The sequence below is a fragment of the Flavobacterium denitrificans DSM 15936 genome, assembly GCF_000425445.1.
Lineage (GTDB): Bacteria > Bacteroidota > Bacteroidia > Flavobacteriales > Flavobacteriaceae > Flavobacterium > Flavobacterium denitrificans.
In genome coordinates this window covers 20453-38623 of sequence record NZ_AUDL01000014.1, presented here as the reverse complement: position 1 = coordinate 38623, position 18171 = coordinate 20453, and the positions used below count along the sequence as shown (strand labels likewise).

Here is an 18171-nt window from a genome sequence, read left to right as displayed (position 1 = left end):
CTAATGACGAATTTAAAGATGCCGAATATTTAAATGAACTTATATGACTTATATGGTTCAAAAAACTACAAAGCGTTAATGTCTCGTTAAATAATTCAGTTTGTAGGAATTCTTCACTTTGTCTTCATTTTGCGAAGGTAATTTTGAAGTGTAAAATAAAAGGTAATTAATTTTTAAATCTTAGAAATCATGAGAAATTTATTGATGGTATTAGTAGCGGTTTTAGGTGCAAGTGCAATGGTTCATGCATTTCCTGCAAAAAATGAAAAAGCACTTTCTGTAAAAGAAGTTACAGCAACAAAACATCCTAAAAAACACAAAGCTGACAAAAAAGCAAAATCAGAAAAAAGCGAAGCTCCAAAGGCTCAAACAACAAAAGTAAAAAAATAACAAAAAGACTTAAGTAAGAAAACATTCATTTAAAAAATTAGAAATCATGAGAAATTTATTTTTGGCAATCGCCGCAGTATTAGGAACAAGTGCAATGGTTACAGCCGCTCCGGCTCCAATTAAAAAAGCACCAGTAAAAGAAGTTAAAGCAACATCTGCTAAAGAAGTTAAAAAAACTCCAGTGCAAGACGAGAAAACAACTCCTGTAAAAGAGGTGAAAGCGACTAAACATTCAAAACACAGCAAAAAAGCTAAAGCAACAAAAACTGAAGCTCCAAAAGCAGAAACAGCAAATGTGAAAAAATAAGATTGTTTTTGATTTGTTTTCAAATTATTGTAAGGAAACAAAACAGAGATAATGATTATGGAGAATGCGGTTGGAAAAGGCTGATGAAGAAATTTATCAGCTTTTTTTAATCGTTAATTTTTTAATAATGCGCAAGTTGTGTTTTTTAAAATTGCGTAAATTTAATCGCGCTTAATAGCTGTGTTTATGAATATTTTGATTGTTGAAGATAATAAGGAACTTGCGGTAGAAGTTTATGACTTTTTGTGCAATGCAGGTTATGTTTGTAAAATTGTGCATACCTGCAATAATGCTCTCGAAGAAATTGGAAGCAACGATTATGATGCAATGTTGCTAGATTTGGGTTTGCCAGATGGAGACGGTTTTGAAGTTTTGAAAACAGTCCGAAAAACGCAGTCAAAAATGGCAGTAATCGTCCTTACGGCACGTGGTGAGCTTGACGATAGAATAAACGGTTTGCATTTAGGCGCCGATGATTATTTGACAAAACCCTTTGCATTGACTGAGCTCAGTGCGAGGTTATTTGCTGTGATTCGTAGAATGCATGGTTTTACTTTGAATAATTTAATTATCCACGGATTTTTACTTCAGCTTCAAGATTATAAGGTTAGTTATAATGAGGTGCCAATTAGTTTGACTAAAAAAGAATTTGATATTTTTCAATATTTGGTTTTGAATAAAAATAGAGTGATTACTCGACTTCAGTTGACAGAACATATCTGGGGAGATATCCTTGAAGTCAATTCCGATTCTAATTTTATCGATGTCCACGTTCGCAATCTCCGAAAAAAATTGGACAAGCATACTACAATTGACTGGTTTGAAACCGTTAGAAATGTTGGCTATCGCATCAACGAATAAAAAACAAATTTGTGAAGATAAAACACCAATTGGCTATTTTTAATGCACTGACAAGATTATTAGTAATTTTGATTTTGTGGCTAATGTTGCCCATTTTAGTCGAAAATGTGGTATACCATCATATAAATAATAGTCTTCTGGAAAAAAAAGAAAAGTTTATTAAACATTTGAATCGAGAAGAAATCAATGATTTTATAGAAAGTGCGGATGATTCAACCGAGGCTTTTTCAGAATTTTCAATGCTTCATAATGAGTTTTTGGTTTTATCCCGCGCACCCTTAAAACCGCGTCATAAATTTTACACTTTTAGTAATGATTACCGAAAAATTGAAGGAGAAGAAAATGAGTATCGAATTCTACAGTATTATTTTGCTTATGAAGGAGAAGGTTATAAGCTTGAGATAGGAAGTAGTTTAAGTGAGGTGAATGATTTGACTTTTGTGATTCGTTTTTTCATACTCATTGTCTTTGTTGTAATTCTATTAGTCACTTTTTTGGCAGATACATTTTATATAGAATATCTGCTTAAGCCTTTTTATAAAATAATTGACACAAAAATTAGGCGTGTAAACGAACCAGAAGCATTTGATCACACTCCGATAAAAGCAAAATCAAGAGATTTCAGAGAATTGGATTTGGTTTTAAATCAAATGATGGATAGAATCGCGGAGCTTTTCAAAAAAGAAAAACAATTTATTTCAAATGTTTCTCACGAATTGCTCACGCCCATCGCGCTTTTGAAAAACAAATTTGAGAATTTGCTGCAAAACGAATCGTTAGATGATAATGCAATAGATAAAATTGCGAGTTCGCTGAAAACGCTGGATATGCTGAAAAAGATCATTAATAATTTGCTTTTGATTTCCCGAATTGAAAACAATCAATACCAAGCAAATGAAAACATTAATTTTCATGAAATTTTAAATGATCTTCAGGAAGATTTTCAGGATCGTTTGGAAGATCGTGAAATTGATTTTAAAAATCAGATGACGCACAATTATAATTTCATCGGAAACAGAACTTTAATCCATATTTTGATTTATAATTTGGTGATCAATGCGATAAAATACAATCGTCCAAAAGGAGATATTGTAATTTTTGATGGTTTTGAAAATGACCGTTATTTTATTTCAATTACAGATTCTGGACTTGGAATGACAGAGGTTCATTTGGAAAAAATTTTCAATAGGTTTGCCAGAATAAATTCAGATCAAGATGGGCAGGGTTTAGGTTTGGCGATTGCCGAAAGTATTTCTTTCTTTCATCATATTGAAATCAAAGTTGTTTCTAAAATAAATGAAGGCACAACTTTTACTTTAGCGTTTCCAGAAGCTGAAAAATAGGATTAAAAGTTGATTGTTTCAATCTTCATTATGTCTTCATTTTGTGATTCGATCTTTGAAGTGTGATAATAAAGTAAAAAAAACAATTCAGCAAAAAAATAATTAGGTAAAAAGCTGGTAGAAAAATCTGCCAGCTTTTTGTATTTATTTTGAGTTAAATTTTTGATAATAAAAAGCAATAAAATTTTCATTCTTTGTTACTTTGCTTAAAACTGTAAAATAAATGATCTTTCGTTTAATATTTCTTTGCGCACTTTTTCTGTTTGTTGAATTTTATTCTTATCAAGCCTTTCGTACTCTAATCAAAACGAGATGGATTTTAGTAAGCTACCAAGTAATAAGTTTTCTGCTTTTAGCATTCATTATATATTCTTTTACTCAGTTTGACCGCTCAGTAGGACAAACCAAGCAAACCATGTTTACAATGGGGCTCATGTTGTTGGTTTATGTTCCAAAAATTGTCCTTACATTGGTAATGTTTGGTGAAGATATTTTTAGAATTGGCGCAAGCATCGTAAATTATTTTGTTTATAATGCGCCCAAAAAAGAAATAATGCCAGACAGAAGAAAGTTTATTAGCCAAATTGCATTAGGTTTGGCCGCAGTTCCATTTTTGTCTATAATTTATGGAATTTTTGAAGGAAAATATAATTTCAAAGTAATCAAGCAAACTGTATTTTTTCCAGATTTGCCAGATGCTTTTGATGGTTTTAGAATCACGCAGATTTCAGATGTGCATAGCGGAAGTTTTGACAATCCCGATAAAATAAATTATGCCATTGATTTGATCAATGAACAAGAGGCCGATATGATTTTGTTTACAGGCGATATTGTGAATACGCATGCTAAAGAAATGTATCCTTGGTTGGAGACTTTTAGCCGAATTAAAGATTACAAATACGGAAAGTTTTCGGTTCTAGGAAATCACGATTACGGCGAATATGTGAGTTGGCCATCTGAAAAACAGAAAGCAGAAAATTTTGAGGAAATCAAAAAGCTTTATGGTCAGATTGGATTTAAATTGATGCTGAACGAGCATACTTATATTCAAAAAGGTGACGATAAAATCGCTTTGATTGGAGTAGAGAATTGGGGAGTTAATTTCAAAAAGACTGGAGATTTAAATAAAGCATCTGAAAATGTTTCTAAAGAAGATTTTAAAGTCTTGATGAGCCACGATCCAAGTCATTGGGATGCTGAAATAAAAGATCATCCTAAAAACTTTCATTTGACACTTTCGGGACATACACACGGAATGCAGTTTGGAATTGAGATTCCGGGTTATTTTAAATGGAGTTTGGCACAATATATTTATAAACAATGGGCTGGTTTGTACGAAACTGCCGGAAGATACGTTTATGTTAACCGTGGGTTTGGTTTTCATGCTTATCCAGGACGAGTTGGTATTATGCCAGAAATAACAGTAATCGAACTAAAAAAGGGCAACAATGTGGCTTAATTCGTTAAAAATGCTACATTTGTAGAATATTTGTCTCTTTTAAGTAGATTAAAAAATTTAAATTTTTGGTTTTATGTCAAAATTTGGAGAACTAATAAATGCTCAAGTCCCTGTGTTGATAGACTTCTACACAGATTGGAATGAATCGTCAGTATCTATGCATCCAGTGATTAAGGATGTTGCCGCTGCGCTTGGTGATAAGGCCAAAGTAATCAAAATTGATGTAGATAAGAATCAAGAACTAGCTGAGGCTCTTCGTATTAAAGGTCTTCCGACGTTAATGATTTATAAAGAAGGACAGATGATCTGGAGACAATCTGGCGAGCTTGATGCGAATACAATTATAGGAATTGTCCAAGAGCAATTCAACCAGTAACACAACTTTTTGCTGATGTTTCTTTAATGGATAACATCAAACGCATATCCATTTTCTTTTAAAAAGTGTAATGTTTTAGGCAACGCAAATTTTAAATTCTGTGATGCTTTTATACTGTCATGAAAAACAATTACACTACCTGAAGTCACATTTTTAGTTACATTTTCAAGGCATTTTTCTGGTGTGATCGATTGGTCAAAATCAGCGCTTAAAACATCCCACATTACTATTTTATAGCCAAGACTGCGCAATACTTTTGACTGTGCTTTTTTTATTTTTCCATATGGAGGTCGAAATAACAAACTGTTTAGTTTTTTTTCATTTGCTAGAATTGAAGCGCAATTTTTGACGTTTTCGATATAATCATTAGTCTGGCTTTTCCATCCATTTATATGATTCATTGTGTGATTGCCAATGGCGTGCCCCTCGGCAATTAGTCTTTCAAATAAATTTGCATTCGCATTGATGTTTTTTCCAATGCAGAAAAAAGTAGCTTTGGCGTCAAATTTTTTTAATTCAGATAAAACCCAGTCTGTAACTTCTGGAGTAGGCCCGTCATCAAAAGTGAGGTATATTTTCTTTTCCTTGTTTGGAATATCCCAACAATACTTAGAAAACACCTTTTTGATGAATAAATTAGTTTTGACCCAATAAAAGCTCATTTTGAATAGATTTACAGATATTGTAAAATTAAAAAATGCGGTGCTATTTAGCTAATAGCACCGCATTTTTTTAATCAGTATATTTTTCGTATCTTATTATTCTTTTTCACGTCCAAAACGTTCGAATACATTTACATACGTATTAAAAGTCTTTTTGTGCTTTTCGTAGAACGCTTTATCGTTGTTTCGATCCATAACTTGCAATAGACTTCTGTAGCGTTCAATATCCGTGATAATATCTATTGCAAGATCAGTTTGATCACCTGGAGGCAATGTTGCGTAATAGTTTAGGTTTTCATTGTATTTTTTAACCAATCTATTAAGCAGTTCTCTCGCTTTTCCAGTTTCCCCAACTTTGTAATATCCATTTGTAAAAGGTTCAACTAATGAATAGTAGCCAAATTTGTCCAATGGCATTTTTGTCATGGCTAGATTGATTACGTTTTTAGCTTTGTCAATTTTGCCTTCCGCAATAAGCTGATCCATTAAACGAGATAGGTTTGTGCGGTAAGTGATACTGTTTCTTCTGGTTTCGGGATCGTGATAAATTTTATCGCTTTCGCTGTTGCCCCAATCCCATTTCATTACAATATCATACATTTTATCGGCATCAATTTGTCCCATATCCATTGGTCCACCATCTTTTGAAGGAACATTTTTGATAGGTACTAGTTTGTAAACCATTCCGTCTAATTGAAGATAATCTTTCAGCCATAAATAATCTTCATCATCAAAAGCACCGCCACTAAAGTAAATTGGGCGTTTCCAATTGTTGTTGGCCAAGATGTCAAGCATCATCAAGCGGTTTTTGTAAATAGCGCTTCCTTTGATGTCAATATCCAAAAATGGAACGATAGAATCGTTGTATTTTGAATTTACGACTTTATTTTTGATAATGATATTTTTATCTACGGGAACCCTGATTTTATTTGTTGGATAAAAGTGGATTGTTTGTCCATTTTGAAGTCCAACAGTTGATTTTGGGTTTTTAATAAAATCAATGAAATCATTGATGTTCCAGCGCGTATCAATTTTTTGGATATACGCTACATAATCTAGCTTGTCTCCAACATAATCATCATGTACGAAAGATATTGGCAATGGATCAGATTCATATGCTTTGGCTTTCATTTGGTCAATGTACCAATCCGTCATGAATAAACTTGTATTTACGATTTTTACATCGGTTCTAAAATGCTCAATTTCCTGAGCATACCAAAGAGGGAATGTGTCGTTATCACCAATGGTAAATAGAATTGCATCTTTATCGCAAGAACTTAAGTAAGCTTTTGCCATAGCAACTGCAGTGTATCTTCCAGATCTGTCGTGGTCGTCCCAGTTTTGAGAAGCCATTAAAATCGGAGCAGCTAATAAACTTCCTGCAATAATTACTGGTCCTGCAATTTTTGATGCAATATATTTTTGAATACTTTCATATAAAGAGTAGACCCCAAATCCAATCCAAATGGCAAAAACATAAAATGATCCTACAAGCGCATAATCTCTCTCGCGAGGTTCAAATGGCCTTTCGTTCAAATAAATTTTTAAAGCAATTCCGGTAAATAAGAATAATGCTAAAAGCACGTAAAAGCTTTTAAGATCTTTGTTTGCATGGTACATTATTCCGATAAGACCTAAGATAAAAGGAAGGAAGTAGTAAACATTTCGACCTTTATTGTTTAAGACATCTGATGGAAGATTGTCTTGAGAACCTAAATGTAAAGAGTCAAGTGGTTTGATGCCACTGATCCAGTTTCCATCTAAATTATCATACTTTCCTTGAACATCACTTTGACGTCCAACAAAATTCCACATCAAATATCTCCAGTACATATATCCAAATTGGTATTCGAACATAAAACTGAAATTATCTACAGTTGTTGGTTTTTCAATAGTTAAGTATTTTCCATAGCTCTTCAAGAATTTCACATAACCTTCGTTGTCAATTTGTTTTTGAGCATATGCTTTTCTGAACTCAGAAACCGTTTTTTCAACTTCATTTCTTAATTGAGCTGTGGCTTTATTGTATTCATCTTCACTTAATTGGCTTACGTCAATTCCGTATTCTCCTAAATCTTCTTCGTAGTTGTAATTTGGGTTGATTTTGAATTTAGGTGGGTTTGTAAAGTTGATATAATTTTGAATGTGCCCCATTTCGGTGCTCCACATTCTTGGCAAAATCGTTTTTTGATTGTCATCAGAGTTTTGATCTGCGTTTTTATAATTATTGGTAATGATATATTTACCTGTTTTATAATCTCTTTCGTAGTTTGGTTTTTTGTCTAAATAAGGTGTTTTCTCATCAAGTCCAGCAAAAAATTCTGTGTACTGAGGGCCATAAAATAAAGGATTTACACCGTATTGTTCACGATTATAATAAGCTAAAACCTCGATGGCATCTGAAGGTTTGTTTTCATTGATTACCGTATTGGCATTGGCACGAACAGGAAGCATCATCCAAGTAGAGAAGCCAATAAGGATAAATAAAATACAAAGAATAATGGTGTTGTAAAAAATTAAACCCTTTTGCTTCGTATATTTTAATCCAAAATAAAAGAAGGCAACAAAAAGTAATGCAACAAAAATAGTTCCTGAGTTAAAAGGAAGTCCCATGCTGTTTACCATAAAAATTTCGGTTTTCCCGAAAAATGCCATGGTTAAAGGCAAAAGTAATTTGAAAATGAATAACAAAATACCAATTACAACTACATTGGCGATAAGAAAGTTTTTAATAGTAACTTTTTCGTAATGCTTAAAGTAATAAAGAAAACCTATTGAAGGAATAGTCAATAATGCCATAAAGTGAACACCAAATGATAGTCCGACAACCAAAGAAATAATTAAAAGCCATTTGTTTCCTTTTGGTTTGTCCATGTCTTGTTCCCAACGAAGACCAAGCCAGAAAAGCAATGCAATTAATAAAGAAGCCATTGCATAAACTTCGGCTTCAACTGCATTAAACCAAAAACTATCAGAGAAAGTATAAGCTAATGCTCCAACAAAGGAACTTCCTAAAATAACAACTGAATTGTTTTGATCAATTTCGGCAAAACGTGCTACAATTTTTTTCAAAATCATAGACGAAGACCAAAACATGAATAAAATTGTAAATGCGCTAGAAAAAACAGACATCATATTCACCATTACCGCAACATGCTGCGCATCGATCGCAAACATTGCAAAAAAGGCTCCCATCATTTGGAATAAAGGTGCTCCTGGCGGGTGGCCAACTTCAAGTTTAGCAGCTGTGGCAATATATTCGCCACAATCCCAAAAGCTCATTGTAGGTTCGACAGTTAATGTGTAGGTAATTAAAGCGATTGCAAATGCAAACCAACCAATAATTGTATTCCATTTATTGAAATTGAATTGTGCCATATTTAGGTGTTAAAATTTTGTATGTTTTCTATCCTACAAAGAAAATGTTTTTTTATGTAAAGAAACGAGCATTAACAAAAAATTCTATAAAACTATCTCTGAAAAGTAATCTATTGTTTATGAGGTGGTTCTAATTGTTGTGTGGTTTTTTAAGTGAAAAAAAACTAAAAAAAATGATTTTTTTGTTCAAAAAGTTTGCAAAAACTAAATAAAGGCTTAAATTTGCACTCGCTTAACCGCACTGCTGGTCTATGGTGTAATGGTAACACTACGGTTTTTGGTGCCGTCTTTCTAGGTTCGAGTCCTAGTAGACCAACAGAAAAGCCTCTCAGAAATGGGAGGCTTTTTTTTATGCAAAAAAGTTTCAAATAAAATTTGCATAAGATAAATAAAGTTCTAATTTTGCACCCGCTTAACCGCACTGCTGGTCTATGGTGTAATGGTAACACTACGGTTTTTGGTGCCGTCTTTCTAGGTTCGAGTCCTAGTAGACCAACAGAAAAGCCTCTCAGAAATGAGAGGCTTTTTTTATGTAATTAATTTTGATAGGCTTATTTATGATTTAAAGATGATGGGACAATTCCGAATTTCTTTTTAAATGAAAATGAAAAATGTGACAAATCTTCAAAACCAACGCCTATATAAACTTCTGACGGAGGATTGCCTTGGCTGATCAAATAATAGGCTTCTTGGAGTCTTTTGTTTAAGAGCCATTTTCCGGGCGCTTGTTGGAATGTTTTTTGAAAGTCCCTTTTAAAAGTTGCTAGGCTTCTTCCTGTGAGATAGGCGAATCGATGCATTTTAACATTGAAATGGAAGTTTTTGTTCATAAACGCTTCCAGGTCAATTTTTCCAGGTTCGGTAAAATCGAATAAAATATCTTTTAATTCGGGATTTATTTTTAGTAATAAATGAATAGCTTCCTTGATTTTTAAATTGAATAAAGCTTCATTGCCTTCTTGTTCAACTTCAAGATAAGATAGCAACGATTCCATGAATGATTTATAAAGCGGATTTGGAGCTAATGTAAACATGGCTTCAGAATCGACTTTTTTGGTTGCTTTATAATTGTATTCTTTGTTTACTTCGCGAAGAATTTCTTGATCTAAGAAAAGGGATATGACTTTGAATTCGCCTCCTTCAGGTGGAATTTTGGTGAATTTTGCCAAGTGATTTCTTTTGCTGAAACGAAAATCTCCTGGTTTTGAGTGAAAAGTGTTTTTGTTGTCCGAAGCGATCATTTCGCCAGAAATTTGATAGCTGAAAACATGTTCTGGAATAAAATGTTCTCCTTCTCGGCTGCGTGTATAATAGCAGGAGTAGAGTATTTTAGGCTTCGGATTTGATTTTGTAGTCATGATGTAAAAATACTAAAAGATCCGGAAAATCTTTTTATGAAAAATTTCCGGATCCAAAAATGATTATTTAGGCTGAATAAGGGCTTTTGGTTCTAAATAGGCTTCAAGTCCAATGGTTCCAAATTCACGACCAATTCCTGATTGCTTGAATCCGCCAAAAGGTGCCATTGGGTCGTGCCCAAGACCATTTATTTGAACGCGTCCAGCGTTGATTTGTGAAGCGACTCTGTGCGCTCTTTTTTCATCTGATGAGCTTACGTAAGCTTGAAGTCCGTAAGTGGTGTCGTTTGCGATTTCAATTGCTTCTTCTTCAGTTTTGTATGTAATTACAGTTAAAACCGGCCCAAATATTTCTTCTCTAGCAATGCGCATTTGGTTGTTTGCATTAACGAAAACAGTCGGTTTGATAAAATTTCCTTTTTCAAGGCCTTCAGGTTTTCCTAGTCCTCCCACAAGAACTTCTGCACCTTCGTTAATTCCGATTTGGATATAATCTTGAACACGTTGGAATTGTTTTGTGCTTACCATTGGCCCAACTGCTGTGTTGCCGTTTTTCGGATCGCCAACTATTATGTTTGACAAAACTTCTTTTAAGATTGACTTGGTTTCCTCCAATTTGTTTACCGGAATTAAAAGTCGAGTTCCGGCAATACACGCTTGTCCGCTATTCATAAATGCGGCATTTATGGCAAGCGGAATTGCTTTTGAAAAATCAGCATCATCCAAAATGATATTTGGTGATTTCCCTCCAAGTTCTAGCGTAACGCGTTTCATAGTGTTTACGGCTTCTTTGGCGATAATTTTGCCAACGTTTGTTGATCCTGTAAACGAGATTTTTGAAATGTCAGGATTTCGACTGATTTCTGCACCAACTATTTCTCCTAATCCGTTTACGATGTTTACTATTCCTTTTGGAAGTTGAGCGTCGTGTAAGCATTCCATCATCAATTGCGTTTGTTGTGCGCTCATTTCGCTTGGTTTTATAACAGTTGTGCATCCTGCTGCAATTGCTGTCGATAATTTGCTTGCGATAAAACCATTGCTGGAATTCCATGGAATTATGATTCCGACTACGCCAATTGGGGTCATTTGAACTTCAGATTCTCCCATTGTTTTGATGAAATCGTAGCTGTTCAATAAGTTGATTGCTGAATCGAAGCCTTTTAGCATGTATTCGTAGCTTACTGATGCAAATTGAAAAGTTCCTCCGTATTCTTCGACCATTATGTTTACAAAGTCTGTTTTTCTTTTTTCAACAGCAGTTTTTATGTTTTTCAAATATTGAATTCTTTCTTTAGCTGAAGTTTTAGAGAAAATTTTGAAAGCATTTTTAGCAGCTTCAATTGCGTTTTGAGTGTCTTCGGTATTTCCTAAACGAACTTTTCCGAGTTTTTCGTTTGTGGTTGGGCTTGTAAGGTCAAAATATTCAGTTCCTTTAGGTGTTGAAAATTCTCCGTTAATGTAAATTTTGTCTATTGTTTTCATGTTGTATGATTTTATGAATTTTTATTTGACAAATTTCTGCATTAAACAAGTGTTTGATTTTGTTGTGAAGCTCAATTAAACTTTGTTGAGAAGCTCAAAAAAATGGATTTTTTATAAAAAAAATAGCTCCCGATTGGAAAGCTATTTTTTTTGTGTGCTATTTGTTGTTTTTTTTTTAAATCTTTAAAGTAATAATGGGTCTAACGGCATGATTTACTAGTCCTTCGCTAATACTTCCGTTAAAAAAGTGCGCAAAACCTGTTCTTCCATGTGTGCACATTCCTATGATGTCAGCATTTATGCTGTTTGAAAAATTAATAATTCCTTTTTCGATATTGGTATCGTTGTAAATTTGAGTAGTATAATTGGTTATGCCAAATTCTGCTACAAAACTTTTCATTGCTTTTTCCATAACATGAGTTGGTTTAAAGCTGTTTGGTGTGCAGATGGTTACTAAATGGATTTTTGATTCGAAGAAATTGGTGAAATTCAGCAGTTTTTCAAAAGGTTTTTTGGTTTCTTCAGAAAAATCAGAAGCAAAAACAATATCGGCTACTTTAAAATCGGAAATATCTTTTTTGATTACAAGGACCGGGATTTCCGAATTGCGAACTACTTTTTCGGTATTTGAGCCAATTAGCAGTTCTTCAACGCCAGACGATCCATGAGATCCCATTATGATTAAATCAACTTCGTAATCCTTGCTTACTTGTGTGATGCCGTGAATTGGTTTGTCCAATTTTACGATTTCAGTTACTGAGATTCCATCCAGATATGGTTTTGATGATACCTCGTCAAGCGTTTCGTTTGCTTTTTTCATAAAAAGCATGGTTTCGGGGATGCTTGCGCCACCAAGTATGGCGTCGTTCATTTGGTGCGGCAGTTCAAGCATGTGCAAAATAATAATTTCTGAATTATTTTTCTTTGCAATTTGCGCCGCCACTTTTAAGGCATCTTCAGCATGTTCTGAAAAGTCAGTAGGAACTAAAATTCGTTTCATAATTTTTTGGGTTAAATTATTTGAATAATCTATTATTTTAATGCTACTATAAAGATAAGAAATATTTTTAGAGCAATCTATTTATTTGGTTTATAAAAAAATCACTATATTTGCACCGTTATTTATTAAAATCTAAATAATGAGGGGACTAAGTGTCCCCTCTTTTTATAAAATTATGACATTTAAAGAAAAAGTAAACGGATTAATTGAAGAAGCTCTTCTGGAAAAGCCATCGATCTTTTTGATTGATTTGGCTGTCTCAGATTCTTACAAGATTAGTGTTGGTTTAGACGGAGATAATGGAGTGGCATTGCAGGATTGTATTGATATTAGCCGCGCTATTGAGAATAATCTTGACCGTGAAGAGCAGGATTTTTCGCTTGAAGTAGCTTCGGTTGGAGTAGGCTCTCCTTTAAAATTAGTAAGGCAATACAAAAAAAATATTGGTAGAACGCTGATTGTTACTACAAATAATGAAAAAATTGAAGCAGAATTGGTTGAAGCTAACGATGTTTTTATAATTTTGTCTTGGAAGGCAAGAGAACCGAAAAAAGTAGGAAAAGGAAAAGAAACAGTTCAAAAAGAGCAACAAATACCTTATACAGAAATTAAAGAGGCAATTGTTACAGTAACATTTTAATTAAAGAATTCGCATGGAAAATTTAGCATTAATCGATTCATTCTCAGAGTTTAAAGATAATAAACTTATTGATCGTGTAACGCTTATGGCAATTTTAGAGGACGTGTTTAGAAATGCATTGAAGAAAAAATACGGTTCTGATGAAAACTTCGATATCATTATCAATCCTGATAAAGGGGATATGGAAATTTGGAGAAGAAGAGTAATCGTTGCTGATGAAGATCTAGATTTTGAAAACGAAGAGATTACTTTGACTGAAGCAAGAATGATCGAGGCGGATTTTGAAATTGGAGAAGAAGTTTCGGAAGAAGTTAAATTGATTGATTTAGGAAGAAGAGCTATTTTGGCTTTGCGTCAAAACTTAATATCTAAAATTCACGAGCACGATAATACAAATCTTTACAAGCAATTTAAAGATATTATCGGTGATATTTATACGGCAGAGGTGCACCACGTGCGTCCTAGAGTGGTTATCTTGGTTGATGACGAAGGAAACGAGATTGTGCTTCCAAAGGAAAAACAAATCCCATCTGACTTTTTCCGTAAAGGAGATAATGTGCGTGGAATTATTGAAAGCGTCGAATTGAAAGGAAATAAACCTCAAATTATTATGTCTAGAACTTCTGAAAAGTTTTTAGAGAAATTATTTGAGCAAGAAATTCCTGAAGTTTTCGACGGACTAATTACAGTTAAAAATGTAGTACGTATTCCTGGCGAAAAAGCAAAAGTGGCTGTTGATTCTTATGATGACAGAATTGATCCGGTTGGAGCTTGCGTAGGTATGAAAGGTTCTCGTATTCATGGAATTGTTCGTGAATTAGGAAACGAAAATATTGACGTAATCAACTACACAAATAATATTCAATTGTTTATTACAAGAGCATTGAGCCCTGCAAAAGTATCTTCTATCAAAATTGATGAAGATAATAAAAGAGCTGAAGTTTTCTTGAAATTAGAAGAGGTTTCTAAAGCAATTGGTAGAGGAGGTCACAATATTAAGTTAGCTGGTCAATTGACAGGTTATGAATTAGATGTTATACGTGAAGGTGATGTAGCTGGTACAGTTGCAGATGAAGACGATGTTGAATTAACAGAGTTTTCTGATGAAATCGAAGAGTGGGTAATTGAAGAATTTGCAAAAATAGGTTTGGATACTGCAAAAAGTATCTTGAAACACGACGTAGAAGATTTAGTAAGAAGGACAGATTTAGAAGAGGAAACGATTCTAGACGTTATGAAAATACTAAAAGAAGAGTTTGATAGCTAGAATTAGCTGACTATCTGCTCTAACAACACAACGAAAAAGGTAATAATAAAAAGGTTATATGTCTGAAGAGAGAGTAATAAGAATAAACAAGGTTTTAAGGGAATTAAATATTTCGTTAGAAAGAGCTGTTGATTATCTAAAAGATAAGGGAATTGCTATTGATGCAAATCCAAACGCTAAAATTTCTGATAGTGAATTTAATATCCTGCAAAGCCAATTTGCGGGCGATAAGGGGAATAAGGAAGCTTCAAAAGAGGTAGGAGAAGAGAAAAGAAAAGAAAAAGAAGCATTACGTGTTGAGCGTGAGAAAGAGATTGAGGACAAACGCAGACAAGAAGAAGAGCGTCAAAAACAGCAAGAGATTATTAAAGCAAGAGCTGTTGTAAGCGGACCTGTTCAAGTGGGTAAAATTGATTTGAATCCAAAGAAACCTGCGGTTTCTGCTCCTGTAGAAGAGCCGGTTAAAACAAATGAACCAAAAGAAGTAGTCGCTCCTGTTCAGCCAGAAAAGCCAGTTGAAAAAGAAAATATACAGCCTGAGCCAGTGGCTCCTGTAGTTTCTGAAGAAAAAAAGGCTGAAAAACCTATTATTACTGAGAAAAAAGAAGTTAAAGCTGAAAGTTCTAAAACGGCTCAGGAACCAATCATTTCGACTGATCCTGCAACTGCTGAAGAAACAATCACTACACAATATCAAAAATTATCTGGAACTACTCTTACTGGGCAGACGATTGATTTATCTCAATTTAACAAGCCTAAAAAGAAGAAAGAAGATCCGAAAATTACACCAAATAAACCAGGGGCTCCAGGAACTGGAAACAATAATAACGCAAATAAAAATAAGCGTAAAAGAATTGCTCCGAAACCAGGTGCGCCAGGTGCGCCAAAACCTGCAACAGGAAATGCGCCAGGAACACCAAATCCTAATAAAATTACTCCAAATAATGCTGGTGGAGGCTTTAATGCTAACAGAAATGCAAGACCTGGTTTTGTAAAAGGAAACCGTCCTGCAATTGTGGCTAAAGTTGAGCCAACTGAAGAAGAAGTAAAAAACCAAATTAGAGAAACTCTTGAAAAACTTCAAGGTAAAGGAGGGAAGTCAAAGGCAGCTAAATATAGAAGAGATAAGAGAGAAACGCACCGTCAGAAATCTGATGATGAGCAAAGAGCTCTTGACGAAGGAAGCAAAACTATTAAAGTTACGGAGTTCGTTACAGTGGGTGAGATTGCGATTATGATGGATGTGCCTATTACTAAAGTAATTGGAACTTGTATGTCTCTTGGTATCATGGTTACCATGAACCAGCGTTTGGATGCTGAAACGTTGACTATTGTTGCCGACGAATTTGGTTACGAAGTTGAATTTATTACTGTTGATATCGAAGAAGCTATCGCTGTAGTTGAGGATAGGGAAGAAGATTTAGTTACTAGAGCACCGATTGTTACCGTAATGGGACACGTTGACCACGGTAAGACATCTTTGCTGGATTATATCCGTAAAGAAAATGTTATCGCTGGTGAATCAGGAGGTATTACACAGCATATTGGAGCTTATGGTGTGACTTTAGATAACGGACAAAAAATTGCATTTTTAGATACTCCAGGTCACGAGGCGTTTACCGCTATGCGTGCACGTGGAGCTCAAGTTACCGATATTGCAATTATTGTGGTGGCGGCCGATGATGATATTATGCCACAAACAAAAGAAGCAATTTCTCATGCGCAAGCAGCTGGGGTTCCGATTATATTTGCAATCAATAAAATTGATAAACCAAACGCAAATGTTGACAAGATCAAAGAACGTTTGGCTGGTATGAATTTACTTGTTGAAGACTGGGGTGGAAAAATTCAATCGCATGATATTTCTGCAAAAGTTGGAACGGGCGTAAAAGAATTGTTAGAAAAAGTTTTATTAGAAGCTGAGATATTAGATTTAAAAGCAAATCCAAATAAAGCAGCACAAGGAACTGTTGTTGAGGCTTACTTAGATAAAGGAAAAGGATATGTTTCTACAATTTTAGTACAGCAAGGTACTTTGAAAATTGGAGATTATATGTTGGCAGGGAAGCATCACGGTAAAGTTAAAGCGATGCACGATGAAAGAGGGCATTCGGTTTTAGAGGCAGGTCCTTCGACTCCAGTATCTGTATTGGGGTTAGATGGTGCAGCAACTGCTGGTGATAAGTTTAATGTGTTTGAAGATGAAAAAGAAGCAAAACAAATTGCTTCAAAACGTTCTCAATTAATGAGAGAACAGTCAGTTCGTACACAGCGTCATATTACGCTTGATGAGATTGGACGTCGTATTGCTCTTGGTCAGTTTAAAGAATTGAATGTTATTCTTAAAGGTGATGTTGATGGGTCAGTTGAAGCATTGTCGGATTCGTTCTCTAAACTTTCTACTGAAGAGGTTCAAATTAATATTATTCATAAAGGTGTTGGTGCGATTACAGAAACTGACGTTAACTTGGCTTCTGCATCAGATGCAATTATTATTGGATTTAACGTTCGTCCAGCTGGAAATGCAAGGCAACTTGCAGATAAAGAGGAAATCGATATCCGTTATTACTCTATTATTTATGCCGCTATTGATGATTTGAAAGATGCAATGGAAGGTATGTTGGCACCTGAAATGAAAGAAGAAGTTTTAGGAAATGCTGAAATTCGTGAGATTTTCAAAATTTCAAAAGTGGGTTCAATTGCAGGTTGTATGGTGACTGATGGTAAAATTCTAAGAACTTCTAAAATCAGAGTTGTTAGAGATGGAGTTGTTGTTCATACTGGTGAGCTAGTTGCTTTAAAACGTTTCAAAGATGATGTTAAAGAGGTAACAAAAGGTTATGATTGTGGTATTCAAATAAAAGGATTTAATGATATCGAAATTAATGATGTTATTGAGGCATACCATGAAGTAGCGATCAAAAAGAAATTGAAATAATTTCAATCATAAATTTAAAAGTCCCAATTTATATTGGGATTTTTTTTTGTGGTTAATTCAAGTGTCGCTTGTGCTGATGATGATTTTCTGAAAATTTACTATTTTTGGTTAAAAATATTTAATTATGAAACGATTATTATATTCAGCTTTGTTTTTTATTGGTGTATCTGCTTTTTCTTTTGCGCAGGAAGCAGTTGAAAAAAGCGCGCCTCCGGCGGGGAATGCAGTTGTGGGAGATTATTATGGTGCCGATGTTTCTGCTAATTCTTTAGGTAGGGCAATCTCAGTTCAGAAACTAGAGGGCAGTTTTAAGGAGCAGAAAAAAATAGAGAACATTGTGGTAAAGGGAACTGTGGCGGATGTTTGTGAAAAAAAAGGTTGCTGGGTTACTATTAAAACAGATAATGGTTCGTCGTTTTTTGTCAAAATGAAGGATTATGCATTTTTTGTGCCTACTGCGCTGAAAGGAAAAAATGTTGTTTTAGAAGGAAATGCGGAAAAAAAAGTTACATCCGTTGATGAGTTGAAACATTATGCTAAGGATGCAAAAAAATCACAAACAGAAATCAATGCCATAACTACCCCTAGGGAAGAAATTCGCTTTATGGCAAGTGGAATTAAAGTGGTGAACTAATTTGAAAGGGGGCTTCGGTTAATTGTGTTTTAGCGACAAAAGGAACAAAAAAAGCGAGATTAAATCTCGCTTT

The 18171-nt window shown here is 34.3% G+C and carries 15 protein-coding genes and 2 tRNA genes; 12 read left to right on the top strand and 5 right to left on the bottom strand.

What is annotated here, in order from left to right; all coding sequences use genetic code 11:
* Window positions 1–189 precede the first annotated feature (189 nt).
* The 6 genes from H600_RS0109750 to H600_RS0109720 all read left to right on the top strand — a co-directional run bounded on the left by H600_RS0109750 (window position 190) and on the right by H600_RS0109720 (window position 4736).
* A complete protein-coding gene (locus tag H600_RS0109750) occupies window positions 190–390 on the top strand; it encodes a hypothetical protein (protein WP_026728611.1) in 201 nt (66 codons plus the stop codon).
* 46 nt (window positions 391–436) lie between these two features.
* Entirely contained in the window at window positions 437–697 is a 261-nt protein-coding gene (locus H600_RS0109745; protein WP_026728610.1) for a hypothetical protein, read from the top strand.
* A 186-nt stretch (window positions 698–883) separates the two neighbouring features.
* Entirely contained in the window at window positions 884–1558 is a 675-nt protein-coding gene (locus H600_RS0109740; protein WP_026728609.1) for a response regulator transcription factor, read from the top strand.
* An 11-nt stretch (window positions 1559–1569) separates the two neighbouring features.
* Window positions 1570–2901 (top strand): sensor histidine kinase, encoded by a 1332-nt coding sequence (locus H600_RS0109735; protein ID WP_245176550.1) that lies wholly within the window; start codon window positions 1570–1572, stop codon window positions 2899–2901.
* A 223-nt stretch (window positions 2902–3124) separates the two neighbouring features.
* Window positions 3125–4360, top strand: a complete 1236-nt coding sequence (locus H600_RS0109725) for a metallophosphoesterase (RefSeq protein WP_026728606.1) — start codon at window positions 3125–3127, stop codon at window positions 4358–4360.
* 73 nt (window positions 4361–4433) lie between these two features.
* Window positions 4434–4736 carry a thioredoxin family protein gene (locus H600_RS0109720; protein WP_026728605.1) on the top strand — a complete coding sequence of 101 codons (303 nt, stop codon included), beginning with the start codon at window positions 4434–4436 and terminating at the stop codon, window positions 4734–4736.
* Window positions 4737–4759: 23 nt separating this feature from the next.
* On the opposite strand, the gene H600_RS0109715 is transcribed toward H600_RS0109720, so the two are convergent.
* Window positions 4760–5398 (bottom strand): polysaccharide deacetylase family protein, encoded by a 639-nt coding sequence (locus H600_RS0109715; protein WP_026728604.1) that lies wholly within the window; start codon window positions 5396–5398, stop codon window positions 4760–4762.
* Between the two features lie 96 nt (window positions 5399–5494).
* The gene (locus H600_RS0109710) at window positions 5495–8776 is read right to left on the bottom strand and encodes a glycosyltransferase family 117 protein (protein WP_026728603.1); all 3282 of its coding nucleotides are present in this window, start codon (window positions 8774–8776) and stop codon (window positions 5495–5497) included.
* Between the two features lie 245 nt (window positions 8777–9021).
* Between H600_RS0109710 and H600_RS0109705 the strand changes: the two genes are divergently transcribed.
* Together H600_RS0109705 and H600_RS0109700 are read left to right on the top strand one after the other, a co-directional pair.
* Window positions 9022–9092 (top strand) — tRNA-Gln (locus H600_RS0109705).
* Between the two features lie 109 nt (window positions 9093–9201).
* A tRNA-Gln gene (locus tag H600_RS0109700) sits at window positions 9202–9272 on the top strand.
* Between the two features lie 55 nt (window positions 9273–9327).
* On the opposite strand, the gene H600_RS0109695 is transcribed toward H600_RS0109700, so the two are convergent.
* From H600_RS0109695 to H600_RS0109685, 3 genes are all read right to left on the bottom strand, one after another.
* Window positions 9328–10134 (bottom strand): helix-turn-helix domain-containing protein, encoded by an 807-nt coding sequence (locus H600_RS0109695; protein WP_035108546.1) that lies wholly within the window; start codon window positions 10132–10134, stop codon window positions 9328–9330.
* A gap of 63 nt (window positions 10135–10197) precedes the next feature.
* The gene (locus tag H600_RS0109690; RefSeq protein WP_026728601.1) at window positions 10198–11619 is read right to left on the bottom strand and encodes an aldehyde dehydrogenase family protein; all 1422 of its coding nucleotides are present in this window, start codon (window positions 11617–11619) and stop codon (window positions 10198–10200) included.
* A 175-nt stretch (window positions 11620–11794) separates the two neighbouring features.
* On the bottom strand, window positions 11795–12619 hold the full coding sequence (locus tag H600_RS0109685) for a universal stress protein (RefSeq protein WP_026728600.1): 825 nt from the start codon (window positions 12617–12619) through the stop codon (window positions 11795–11797).
* A gap of 175 nt (window positions 12620–12794) precedes the next feature.
* Here H600_RS0109685 and rimP point away from each other — a divergent pair, with 175 nt between their 5' ends.
* The 4 genes from rimP to H600_RS0109665 all read left to right on the top strand — a co-directional run bounded on the left by rimP (window position 12795) and on the right by H600_RS0109665 (window position 18098).
* Window positions 12795–13259 (top strand): ribosome assembly cofactor RimP, encoded by a 465-nt coding sequence (rimP, locus tag H600_RS0109680; protein WP_026728599.1) that lies wholly within the window; start codon window positions 12795–12797, stop codon window positions 13257–13259.
* A 13-nt stretch (window positions 13260–13272) separates the two neighbouring features.
* Window positions 13273–14526 carry a transcription termination factor NusA gene (gene nusA / locus H600_RS0109675; protein WP_026728598.1) on the top strand — a complete coding sequence of 418 codons (1254 nt, stop codon included), beginning with the start codon at window positions 13273–13275 and terminating at the stop codon, window positions 14524–14526.
* 58 nt (window positions 14527–14584) lie between these two features.
* On the top strand, window positions 14585–17464 hold the full coding sequence (infB, locus tag H600_RS0109670) for a translation initiation factor IF-2 (protein ID WP_026728597.1): 2880 nt from the start codon (window positions 14585–14587) through the stop codon (window positions 17462–17464).
* A 124-nt stretch (window positions 17465–17588) separates the two neighbouring features.
* On the top strand, window positions 17589–18098 hold the full coding sequence (locus H600_RS0109665; RefSeq protein ID WP_026728596.1) for a DUF4920 domain-containing protein: 510 nt from the start codon (window positions 17589–17591) through the stop codon (window positions 18096–18098).
* The last annotated feature ends 73 nt before the right edge of the window (window positions 18099–18171 follow it).